Source organism: Mangrovimonas aestuarii (genome assembly GCF_028767185.1).
Classification (GTDB): domain Bacteria; phylum Bacteroidota; class Bacteroidia; order Flavobacteriales; family Flavobacteriaceae; genus Mangrovimonas_B; species Mangrovimonas_B aestuarii.
Window position 1 is genome coordinate 130,181 of sequence record NZ_JARACK010000009.1, and the last position, 10,699, is coordinate 140,879.

Annotated in this window: 12 protein-coding genes; 6 read left to right on the forward strand and 6 right to left on the reverse strand. The window is 35.6% G+C overall.

Translation table 11 applies throughout. The annotated features are described in order from the left end of the window. Positions 1-143: 143 nt before the first annotated feature. The 3 genes from PWU04_RS12035 (at position 144) to PWU04_RS12045 (ending at position 2,940) form a co-directional block, all read left to right on the forward strand. Positions 144-1,181, forward strand: a complete 1,038-nt coding sequence (locus PWU04_RS12035) for an AI-2E family transporter (RefSeq protein ID WP_274476358.1) — start codon at positions 144-146, stop codon at positions 1,179-1,181. Positions 1,182-1,315: 134 nt separating this feature from the next. Continuing rightward, positions 1,316-2,500 (forward strand): asparagine synthetase B, encoded by a 1,185-nt coding sequence (locus tag PWU04_RS12040; protein WP_406600952.1) that lies wholly within the window; start codon positions 1,316-1,318, stop codon positions 2,498-2,500. Positions 2,501-2,517: 17 nt separating this feature from the next. After that, positions 2,518-2,940, forward strand: coding sequence for a secondary thiamine-phosphate synthase enzyme YjbQ (locus PWU04_RS12045; RefSeq protein WP_274476361.1), 423 nt, complete (start codon positions 2,518-2,520; stop codon positions 2,938-2,940). Here the strand turns inward: PWU04_RS12045 and PWU04_RS12050 are convergent. From PWU04_RS12050 to thrS, 5 genes are all read right to left on the reverse strand, one after another. Then, complete coding sequence (locus tag PWU04_RS12050) at positions 2,921-3,742, reverse strand: Cof-type HAD-IIB family hydrolase (protein WP_274476362.1); 822 nt, start codon at positions 3,740-3,742, stop codon at positions 2,921-2,923. The genes PWU04_RS12045 and PWU04_RS12050 overlap by 20 nt on opposite strands. A gap of 143 nt (positions 3,743-3,885) precedes the next feature. After that, positions 3,886-4,230, reverse strand: coding sequence for a 50S ribosomal protein L20 (rplT, locus tag PWU04_RS12055; protein WP_274476363.1), 345 nt, complete (start codon positions 4,228-4,230; stop codon positions 3,886-3,888). 100 nt (positions 4,231-4,330) lie between these two features. Next, positions 4,331-4,528 carry a 50S ribosomal protein L35 gene (gene rpmI / locus PWU04_RS12060; protein WP_112373111.1) on the reverse strand — a complete coding sequence of 66 codons (198 nt, stop codon included), beginning with the start codon at positions 4,526-4,528 and terminating at the stop codon, positions 4,331-4,333. Positions 4,529-4,583: 55 nt separating this feature from the next. Beyond that, positions 4,584-5,138 (reverse strand): translation initiation factor IF-3, encoded by a 555-nt coding sequence (gene infC / locus PWU04_RS12065; protein WP_274476374.1) that lies wholly within the window; start codon positions 5,136-5,138, stop codon positions 4,584-4,586. Between the two features lie 40 nt (positions 5,139-5,178). Next, the gene (gene thrS, locus PWU04_RS12070; protein WP_274476364.1) at positions 5,179-7,119 is read right to left on the reverse strand and encodes a threonine--tRNA ligase; all 1,941 of its coding nucleotides are present in this window, start codon (positions 7,117-7,119) and stop codon (positions 5,179-5,181) included. Positions 7,120-7,347: 228 nt separating this feature from the next. Here thrS and PWU04_RS12075 point away from each other — a divergent pair, with 228 nt between their 5' ends. The 3 genes from PWU04_RS12075 to PWU04_RS12085 all read left to right on the forward strand — a co-directional run bounded on the left by PWU04_RS12075 (position 7,348) and on the right by PWU04_RS12085 (position 9,713). Beyond that, positions 7,348-8,142 (forward strand): hypothetical protein, encoded by a 795-nt coding sequence (locus tag PWU04_RS12075; RefSeq protein WP_274476365.1) that lies wholly within the window; start codon positions 7,348-7,350, stop codon positions 8,140-8,142. 343 nt (positions 8,143-8,485) lie between these two features. Next, the gene (locus PWU04_RS12080) at positions 8,486-8,878 is read left to right on the forward strand and encodes a hypothetical protein (RefSeq protein WP_274476366.1); all 393 of its coding nucleotides are present in this window, start codon (positions 8,486-8,488) and stop codon (positions 8,876-8,878) included. A 259-nt stretch (positions 8,879-9,137) separates the two neighbouring features. Continuing rightward, positions 9,138-9,713, forward strand: a complete 576-nt coding sequence (locus PWU04_RS12085) for a DinB family protein (RefSeq protein WP_274476367.1) — start codon at positions 9,138-9,140, stop codon at positions 9,711-9,713. Between the two features lie 16 nt (positions 9,714-9,729). On the opposite strand, the gene PWU04_RS12090 is transcribed toward PWU04_RS12085, so the two are convergent. After that, entirely contained in the window at positions 9,730-10,437 is a 708-nt protein-coding gene (locus PWU04_RS12090) for a TapB family protein (RefSeq protein ID WP_274476368.1), read from the reverse strand. Between the last annotated feature and the right edge of the window lie 262 nt (positions 10,438-10,699).

Below are 10,699 nucleotides of genomic sequence, written 5' to 3' on the forward strand. Positions count from 1 at the left end.
TAATTGAAATATCCACAATAGAAAAGCCTCGCAATTGCGGGGCTTTTAACTTTTTATTATCATTTACATCCATGAATTAGGCCGGCTAAAATGCATTTTTAGCTTAAATTTGAAGGCTATCAGAAAAAGAAAATTACTTCGCTATGGACCAAAGACGCACCACCAACTTATTACTGTTAATCATTGTAATTCCTTTAGTTTTTTATATACTAAAACTTCTTTCATTTATATTCATACCATTGGTGTCGTCAATGTTTATTGCTCTATTGTTTTTGCCCTTAATGAGGTGGTTCAATAAAAGGAAAGTGCCTAAATATATAAGTATAGCAATTGTTGTTCTAATCATTGCTTTAGCGTTTAGAGTAGGTGGGGAGCTAATACAGTTGTCTAGTAAGGAAATCATGTCTGCAGATGGCGGTTTGTTTTTGGAGAAGGCTAAAATTAAAATCGCACTAATTAAAGATTGGAGCAGAGATGTTTTAGGGATTAGTTTCGATGCAGAGGGAAGTATTTTATCTCAGTTGGTGAATAAGGATAATGCATTTGCTAATTTTAAAACAACCTTTGGTGCTTTAAGTGGTTTTCTTACCTCGATATTAATGACTGCTTTTTTTGTGGTACTGTGGTTAGGGGAATCTATCAACGTTCAAAAGTTGATGAATGCCACTCTGTTAAAGGGCAAACACGCTTCGGTTAAAACTTTCAGAAAAATAGAAAAGGATCTAGTCAAGTTCATAAAAGTAAAGTTTCTCGTAAGTTTACTTACTGGAATTGGTATTAGTGTCGCCTGTTGGTATTTTGACGTTAGTTTTCCAATATTCTGGGGGCTCTTTGCCTTTTTGATAAATTTTGTGCAAATGGTGGGGTCTTTTATATCTGTAATTTTAGTGGCAATTTTTGCCATTGTTGAAATGCAAACGGGAGGACAGTGGTTGTTATTTGTTTTGGCATGTACCGGAGTCCAAGTTTTGTTTGGTGCTATTTTAGAACCAGTATTTATGGGGAAGTCTTTTGCAATAAATGTTATTACTGTCTTGGTAATGTTAATGCTTTGGGGCTTCATCTGGGGGGTGCCAGGACTCATTATGGCTATACCTATTACAGTGTTTATGAAAATAATATTAGAGCAATTCCCAAGCACAAAAATCATTGCAGACTTGGTATCGGGAGCCAAAGAGTAACTAGTAGCTAATATTAACTTAAAAGGTTTTTAGTCCGCTTATTTTTTAAGTATCTTAAACGTATGAAAAAGATATTGCTCATACTACTGTTGCTGGTTTCGGCGCATAACTATGCTTCATATATTTTAATTCCAATGGATGCCGAAAGCCAAAAAAACCATTTAAAGGCCTACGGAATTACTTATTGGACTTTGGAAAAACAACTCAAGGTAAAATGGTTGCTTAATTATCGTGGTGGATCCTTTCTACTTCCTGATGGTGAAGCTATAAGAAGAGAGTGTCAGATCAGAGGTGTGTCGTTTGAAGTGTTGTCAGATACTAAGACAGAGCAGATACTAGAAGATATAAGTAGTCCAAGTCAAAATATGGAAGCCGTGGTATTGGAAAAAGCACCTAAAATTGCGGTCTATACGCCAAAAAGTAAGTTGCCTTGGGATGATGCTGTGACAATGGCTTTGAGTTATGCTGAGATTCCTTATGAAACAGTTTATGATGAGGAAGTTTTAAACGATAAGCTTTTGCTTTACGATTGGTTGCATTTACATCATGAGGATTTTACTGGACAATTCGGTAAATTTTATGGTGCTTTCAGAACTGCTGCTTGGTATATGGAGGAGAAAAAGGAAGCAGAGGATTTGGCAACAAAATTGGGTTATAGTAAAGTGTCTGAAGAAAAGCTAGCTGTAGCACAAAAGATTAGTGAGTATGTAATAGGAGGTGGGTTCATGTTTGCAATGTGCAGTGCAACCGATTCTTTCGATATAGCTCTTTCAGCTAATGGTGTTGATATTTGTGAACCGATGTTTGACGGGGATGGAAGCGACCCTAACTATCAAAGCAAGATAGATTATAGCAAAACTTTTGCTTTTACTGATTTTACATTGGAACGAAACCCTTTGATTTATGAGTTTTCATCAATAGATATGACACGTAAACGCCGAATCATGCCTGAGGTTGATTATTTTTCGCTTATGGATTTCTCAGCAAAATGGGATCCTATCCCAACTATGTTGTGTCAAAATCATACCGCTTTGGTAAAAGGGTTTATGGGACAGACAACCTCGTTTTCAAGAGAAGAAATCAAATCGAATGTTTTGGTGATGGGTGAGAATAAAACCAATGGAGAGGCAAAATATATTCACGGTATAAAGGGAAAAGGCTTTTTTACGTTTTACGGAGGTCACGATCCTGAAGATTATTCACATAAAGTTGGAGATCCAAAAACAGAATTAGATTTGCACCCAAATTCTCCTGGTTATAGACTCATACTTAATAATGTTTTATTCCCTGCTGCAAAAAAGAAAAAACAGAAAACTTAAATTCACTTAACATGTCCATGCAGTGGTATCAAAAAGAAATTAGTTTAGCTCCTTTAAAAAGAGGTTTTCACTTAATTACCGACGATATTCTTAGTGTACTACCCGAAATTAAATATATCCGTATAGGATTTGTTCAGGTTTTCATTAAACATACTTCCGCAAGTCTGACCATTAATGAAAATGCCGATCCATCTGTAAGGGTCGATTTTGAAAGTTGTTTAAATGATTTGGTGCCAGAGCATGCACCACATTATACACATACCTATGAGGGCTCTGATGATATGCCTGCACATATAAAATCATCTTTATTGGGAGTTTCAGTTCAAATTCCAATTAGTAATGGCAAGTTGAATATAGGTACATGGCAAGGCATTTATCTTTGTGAACATAGAAATCAAGGAGAGAGCAGACGCTTGGTTATTACCGCATTTGGTAGTTAACATGACTTTTTACTAACTTTTCAAGAACAGACTCCACACCTAATTCATCATTGCTTTTGGTAGAAAATAGAGCTATGTCTTTTGCATTTTTATGAGCATTAGCCATGGCATAGCTAAAAATACCTTGTTGCAACATTTCCAAATCGTTGTTATAATCCCCGAAAACCATGGTTTGTGATGTTGTAAATCCATAATCCTTCTGAATTCTTTCCAAAGCAACACCTTTATTGATGTGCTTAGTGGAAATATCTACCCAATTTCTCCCGGATACTCTTACCGATAATTCACTTTCTAAATGCTTAACATTTGGATAAATGTACTTTTCTGCATCGGTTGGATGGTAAATTGCAATCTTGACCAAATCTTCAGGCTGGCTGTTTAATAGTGAGTCTACAATTTTATATGAGCTGTAATACTCCTTAAAAAGTGAAATAAAATTAGGGGCTTGGTTCCCGACATAGGCATAATTCTTTCCGCAAAGAATTGGTGTAACACTGTCAATTTTCAAAAGGGTTGTAATCAAAGTGTTCAATTTTGGGACTTTAAGAGGTTCAATTATTATCCCTTCTCTAGCTTCTGTTTGAACAACGGCACCATTTTCTGCAATTATGCTGATCTGATCTTTTATAGATGAAAGTTTTGAGATAATGCTATGCAGTTGACGACCGCTGGCAGCAACGAAATGTACCTGAGGATGCAATTGTTCAAACAGTTTGAAAAATTCATTGCTCACTTCATGTTTTGAGTTAAGCAAAGTGCCATCCATATCGAAGGCTACGAGTTTTACTTGAGATAAATCCATAAATCCAAATGTAATGAAACTGTTAGGGCAGCTTATTAAATAGAAGTTAAACTTATTTCTTGAATTTTGGGAATAAAAAAATCCGATTCGAAAGAATCGGATTTTTTAGTAAGCGGAATGATGTTATACAATAGGCTAACGCCTTATTTTACTTTGTTTACGATAGCTTCAAAAGCTTCTGGGTGGTTCATCGCTAAATCGGCAAGAACTTTACGGTTCAATTCGATGTTGTTAGCTTTAAGTTTCCCCATAAACTGTGAATAAGACAATCCGTGTAGTCTAGCTCCAGCGTTAATACGTTGGATCCAAAGTGCGCGGAAAGTTCTCTTTTTATTTCTACGGTCTCTGTAAGCATATAACATTGCTTTGTCAACCGCGTTTTTAGCTACTGTCCAAACGTTTTTACGACGTCCGAAGTAACCTTTTGCTTGCTTAAGAACCTTTTTTCTTCTAGCTCTTTTAGCAACTGAATTTACTGATCTTGGCATAATTTAAATTTTTTTGTAGCAGGCGGCCTAACTTTAGCTCTTACTCATTAATTAAAATGGCCTAACTCCAGGGTTTGTAATTAATTTTAACCGGAACAGATTACTTTAAACGTAATTGTTCTTTAATGCTGTTAACATCGTGGTCATGTACTAAAGTACTGTGAGTTAATGCTAACTTACGCTTCTTAGATTTCTTTGTTAAGATATGACTCTTAAAAGCGTGTTTTCTTTTGATCTTTCCAGAACCTGTCAACTTAAAACGTTTCTTGGCACTAGACTTAGTTTTCATTTTAGGCATTGTGTTTCCTAGTTTTTATTATTCCGCTTATTATTTTTATGTCCTAACGAAAGGATTATTTCGGTTTTTTAGGTGCGATGAACATAGTCATACGCTTTCCTTCCAATTTTGGCATTTGTTCAACCTTTCCGAATTCTTCAAGATCTTGAGCCAAACGAAGTAAAAGGATTTGTCCTTGTTCCTTAAACACGATAGAACGACCTTTAAAGAATACAAACGCTTTTAGCTTAGCCCCTTCTTTAAGGAACTTTTCAGCGTGTTTCTTTTTAAATTCGTAATCGTGATCATCGGTTTGAGGTCCAAAACGAATCTCTTTAACAACTACCTTGCTTGCCTTAGCTTTTAAAGCCTTATCACGTTTCTTCTGTTCGTAAAGGAATTTTTTGTAATCCATTATTTTACAAACAGGCGGAACGGCTTTTGGTGAAATCTCTACAAGGTCTAAACCTTGTTCGTCGGCTAGATCTAATGCTTGTTTAGTAGGGTATACACCTACTTCTACATTATCACCAACCAATCTTACTTCTTCAACTCTAATCTTAGAGTTAATTCTGTGCTGATCTTCTTTAACAACTCGAGGTGAGTTATGTCTTCTTCTACGTATTGCTATGGCTTATAAAATTTTAGCCTGCCTGAGCAGGGTGTTAAACTTAAAATTGCTTTAGTGTTTGTTTTACTTCTTCATTAATACTATCCGAAAACGCATCTACAGATAATAAACCAAGGTCTTCACCTCCGTGTTTACGTACAGATACCTTGTTTTCGGCTTCTTCATTCTCCCCGACAATGATCATGTATGGGATTTTTTTCATTTCGGCCTCGCGAATTTTCTTACCCATAGTTTCATTCCTATTGTCAATTAGGGCGCGAATTTCGTGATTTTCCAACAAATTTAAAACTTTTTTGGCGTAATTTTCATATTTCTCGCTAATTGACAGTACGATAACTTGCTCTGGCATAAGCCATAACGGGAAGTTCCCCGCAGTATGCTCTAAAAGTATGGCGATAAAACGTTCCATACTTCCAAATGGTGCCCTGTGAATCATTACCGGTCTGTGGGTTTCGTTGTCGCTACCTTTATATGTAAGGTTAAAACGTTCAGGTAAATTATAATCAACCTGAATAGTTCCAAGTTGCCAGCTTCTTCCCAAGGCATCTTTCACCATAAAGTCAAGTTTAGGTCCATAGAAAGCAGCTTCACCTGTTTCTATTACATAATTTAAACCTTTGTCTTTGGCTGCATTGATAATTGCTTGCTCGGCCTTTTCCCAATTAGTAACATCGCCAATATATTTCTCTGGATTCTCAGGATCGCGAACCGATACTTGAGCAGTAAAGTTTTCAAATCCTAAAGATCCGAAAACATAAAGCACTAAATCGATTACGTTTTTAAACTCGGCGTCCAATTGTTCTGGAGTACAGAAAATGTGGGCATCGTCTTGAGTAAACCCACGAACTCTTGTTAATCCGTGTAATTCTCCACTTTGTTCATAACGGTATACAGTACCAAATTCTGCATAACGTTTAGGTAGGTCTTTATAAGACCACTGTGCGTGATTGTAAATTTCACAGTGATGCGGGCAGTTCATCGGTTTTAACAAGAACTCTTCGTCCTCTTTAGGTGTGTGGATAGGTTGGAAGCTATCTTCACCGTATTTTGCATAGTGACCAGAAGTCACATATAGCTCTTTTTGTCCAATGTGAGGAGTAACCACCATTTCGTAACCAGCACGTTTCTGAGCTTTTTTAAGGAAACTTTCCAGTCGCTCACGAAGTGCAGCTCCTTTTGGTAACCATAATGGTAGACCTTGTCCTACCTTATGTGAAAAGGCAAACAGTTCAAGTTCTTTCCCTAATTTTCTGTGGTCTCGCTTTTTAGCTTCTTCCAAAAGCTCTAAGTATTCCTTAAGCTCTTTTTGTTTAGGGAACGAAATACCATAAACACGGGTAAGCTGTGGTTTGTTTTCGTCTCCTCTCCAATAAGCACCTGCTACCGATAATATTTTTACAGCTTTAATAATTCCTGTATTTGGGATATGCCCTCCACGGCATAAATCGGAAAATGTTGAGTGGTCGCAGAAAGTGATAGTTCCGTCTTCAAGGTTGTCTATCAATTCTACTTTAAACTCATTGTTTTTTTCTTGGTACATGGCCAAAGCATCTGCCTTAGACATAGCACGCATTGTAAATTCGTGCTTACCACGGGCAATCTCCAACATTTTATCTTCAATACGCTTAAAGTCTTTGTCACTTACAGTGTGTTCTCCAAAGTCAACATCGTAATAGAATCCATTGTCAATGGCTGGACCAATGGTCAATTTAATGCCAGGGTATAATTCTTCCAAAGCTTGCGCTAATACGTGGGCAGAAGAGTGCCAGAAAGCTTTCTTTCCTTCAGCATCGTTCCAGGTATATAATACTAAGGTACCGTCGGTGGTTAATGGTGTTGCGGTTTCTACTGTTTCACCATTAAAACTGGCAGAAATTACATTTCTTGCCAACCCCTCGCTGATGCTTTTTGCAACATCCATAGGGGTAGCGTTCTTTTCGAACTCTTTTACGCTACCGTCCGGTAATGTGATTTGTATCATGCTTTAGCTTATATATTGTTAAAGCGCAAAGATAATAGGATAAACTTGTTATTACAATATACAGGAATTTTTTAAAAGACTTTAATAAGAAAAAGCCAAAAGTCTCATTTTATCTTAAGATGATAGTTGTAAAGTAGGGATTATAAGTTGAAAATTACAGTAAGTTTTTTAACAAAGTTTTTCTTACGTTGGATGGGGTTTTGTATTTTAGCGACATAAAATATTCAGATGATGCTATTCTTTGAAATATTCTTAATAGCAGGTATAATAGGGCTTGTTTTTTGGATTCTTAAACCTAGTGTGAAAGAAAGAGAATACGATAAAAAACTAAAAGAAAGTTTAGCAGATGAGTATTTGATTGATCCTGAAACTGGAACAAAAATGACCTTGGAGCAGGCAGCGGCAGGGCATTGGATTGTGCACGACAATGAATTTAGGACGATGCCCGAAAGTGAAATTGATAAACTGTATACCGAGGAGGAAAAAGAAGCGGTAAGAGCCCTTAATTATTTAAAGGAGAGTAAGGCGTATTTAAACTATGACTTGTCGGAGGAAGATATTGAAATTTTGGAACAAACGAAGATGCTCAGTAAATATGATGACTGGAGTTATTCAAAAGTATTTAAAATTGAATATTGTGATGGTCTTGTGCTATTACCAGTGGTTAAGATTGTGGAGGGAAGTGTCTATTTGCAAAACGAGTACGAAGAAACCCAGCTTTTGTTCTGGGTAAAATTAAAATCTGATTATGGCCACTACTATTTAAGGGAAAAGACGTTTGCCGAAAAAGTGTTCGATAGGATTGTTCTCAATACTGATTTTAAAATTGAGGGGTATGAAGTGTTTACCTTTAAACAATCAGAATCTATTATATACTTAAATAAACTCCTGAAAACGTTTGAAGGTGTTAAAGGAATCGAGCTTGAAATTTCTAGTAATAACCTATTTATTAAAAATTTAAAACTATTTTGTCTTGAGGATATAAAACGTGTTGAGAAGTTGGTTAGAAGGATCAAGGCATAAAGACTAGGATAGAATTAATAATTATGTACTTTTATATATGTAAAAGTAAACAAATCATTATTTGATGATTAAATAAAAAGCTACACCCAATCCCAAACCTACTAATCATGAAACCTACGTTAAGAATACTACCTCGCATAAGTGGATCTTTGTCCACAATAGATACCATCAATTACCGAAAAGAAAATTCGTTGACAAATTATTTTAACTGCCGTTTATAAATTGATAATGTTCAGGATATATTTAAAAGCAAGCTGCTAATTATCTTGAGGTTTTCAATTTAATAATTTCAATGCTTAAGGTAGGTAAATAAAATCATTAGCAACACCCCCCCCAAATAGTTATGAGGCAAATTTTAATCGTAATAATACTGGTTTACGGTTTTAAAGAGACTGGCGATTACTCTTATGGTTATCTTTCTAATATCTGTAAAGAAATAGAAAGTAATGCTGTTTCGGGTGATGGTGAGAATTTTAGCTTCACTTTTTATTTTCAAGATAACAGTGGGGGTGATGATATAAAGCAATACCCAAAGCCCTTGGAAGAACCCGAAAGACAATTTATGGGTAAACAATTAACCTACGGAGCTTGTGGGGTTGGGCCAAGAGGTGATTGTTTTAAGGGGATATATGTGACAGAGTATTTTTTCTGGATGATCTTGGAAGGGCCCTATGCATTTGTTGATGAAGATGGGCCTGTGACAGAGACTTGTGATTGTATGACGGTAGTTTTTTGATTTCTTGATTTGTTAAGTCAATTATTATTATTTTAGTGAAAAACTAGTATAGTTTTATTGAACTAATGTTTGGGTGCCTTGTTCATAATATATGTTTGTGAGTGGGGAAGTGATGTTTTTTTGCCGTATAATTTGTAAATTAGCGATAGTATTAACTTGCTTCATTTGCCACAATTAAATCTGCTTGTGTTTGTGACGAATTTGATATAATGACGCTAAATGTCATTGTATGGTAATATTAATTTAAATCGGAAGCAAGATGAAAAAATCGGTTACTTACATTGTTGCTGGGTTGTTACTGCTTAGCGTTGTAGCGTTTACTACCCATAAGGAGACGGTAAAGTCTGAAGAGGAATTTTCAGAATCATTTACAATGGTTCTAGAGCATGCAAGGGCTTATACTCTTGAAGTTGCAGAGGCTATGCCTGCTGAAAATTATACATTCAGACCAACCGAAGATGTTAGGTCTTTTGGAGAGCAGATGGCGCATATAGGAATGTCCACAAAGTTCTTACTAGGAGTTTTTGTAAAGGGTGAAGACCTTAAAATGGATCCAGAAGCTGGAGAAAAAATGGTTAAAGATGTTGGTACATCTAAAGAGAAATGTATTGAAACACTTAATAATGCCTTTGATGATGCCATAAGTACATTAAAAAGTATGGACCAAAAGCAACTGGATGAAACTTTTGTGGTAATGTTTGATCCTGCAAAACCAACACTAACTAAAAAAGAGGCCTTCCTGTTTTTAAGGGATCATATTACCCACCATAGAGGGCAGGCTATAACGACTTTAAGAATGAAAGGCGAAAAAGCACCTCAATATAGAGGTTATTAAAATAGAAAGATGAGAGTTAGTTTTTAAATGAAGTGAGTATTTGTTTAGCGACTAGCTCTCCTTTTTTGTTGTATTCTTCTTGCCTTACAAGGCCGATTCCTTTTGCAAGCCACATTTTTTTTGTAGTTTTTTTCGTAATCATCATTTTAGATTCCGTTTCAGATGTTATAATGATGCAATCAAATGTGCCTGCAGGTGTAGTGACCTTTTCTTCTCCAGTAACTTTTCTATTTGTAGTGTGCACATTAAAGTTCATGTTCATAGACTCTGTCTTTACATCCATGTTCATTTCTGCATCAGGCAAAGATTGGCCAATCTTAAGGTTATTAGGAAATACAGAATTTGTTCCAGTAACAGAAGCCTCTACTTCAGAGCTGGAAAGTTTAGAGGCCATAAGCTTACTTGTCATTGAGTTTAAATCTATTGTAACATTGTTTTCGTCGCAAATAATTTCATAATCAGTATTTAAAGTTTCTTTTCCTTTTTCGTCATTAATCACAGTGTGTATGATTGCAATTTGTTTCGTTCCTTCCTTTTTAGTGTCTTTAATTGTATTGTAGGTGATAGAAGCAACTTTGTCATGTTTATCATAATGTGTAATTTCATAATTAATGCCCTCTTCCATTGGGTAGTATACACTGCAACTGCTTTGGCTAAAACAGTTTAAATGGACGGTAAAAATGATAAGAAATAAAACTGAAGTTTTAGAGAGATTGAATTTCATGATTTAAAGTGTTGATTAGTAGTCTTATAAATTTATTTAATTTATTATTAAATGTCAATTTAATCTTGAATTAAGGTTATCTAAATTGAAGCTAAAAAAAACACTTAGATAAACTGCTTAAAACCAGTATTAAACAAAATACTTTCAAAAAAAGGAGAGGAAAAGCTTGCCTTGTTGATTAACGGTCTTATATTTGCAGCCGCTTTGAGAGGGGCACGCCCAGCGAAAAAGCGACGTTCATTGATTGGGAAGAAAAGTTTTT

Bases quoted from the DNA above. Each gene is read 5' to 3' on its own strand.
- PWU04_RS12090 (WP_274476368.1), bottom strand. From the start codon at position 10,437: ATGAAATTCAATCTCTCTAAAACTTCAGTTTTATTTCTTATCATTTTT.
- PWU04_RS12035 (WP_274476358.1), top strand. From the start codon at position 144: ATGGACCAAAGACGCACCACCAACTTATTACTGTTAATCATTGTAATT.
- rplT (WP_274476363.1), bottom strand. From the start codon at position 4,230: ATGCCAAGATCAGTAAATTCAGTTGCTAAAAGAGCTAGAAGAAAAAAG.
- rpmI (WP_112373111.1), bottom strand. From the start codon at position 4,528: ATGCCTAAAATGAAAACTAAGTCTAGTGCCAAGAAACGTTTTAAGTTG.
- PWU04_RS12045 (WP_274476361.1), top strand. From the start codon at position 2,518: ATGCAGTGGTATCAAAAAGAAATTAGTTTAGCTCCTTTAAAAAGAGGT.
- PWU04_RS12080 (WP_274476366.1), top strand. From the start codon at position 8,486: ATGAGGCAAATTTTAATCGTAATAATACTGGTTTACGGTTTTAAAGAG.
- PWU04_RS12075 (WP_274476365.1), top strand. From the start codon at position 7,348: ATGATGCTATTCTTTGAAATATTCTTAATAGCAGGTATAATAGGGCTT.
- PWU04_RS12050 (WP_274476362.1), bottom strand. From the start codon at position 3,742: ATGGATTTATCTCAAGTAAAACTCGTAGCCTTCGATATGGATGGCACT.
- thrS (WP_274476364.1), bottom strand. From the start codon at position 7,119: ATGATACAAATCACATTACCGGACGGTAGCGTAAAAGAGTTCGAAAAG.
- PWU04_RS12040 (WP_406600952.1), top strand. From the start codon at position 1,316: ATGGATGCCGAAAGCCAAAAAAACCATTTAAAGGCCTACGGAATTACT.
- PWU04_RS12085 (WP_274476367.1), top strand. From the start codon at position 9,138: ATGAAAAAATCGGTTACTTACATTGTTGCTGGGTTGTTACTGCTTAGC.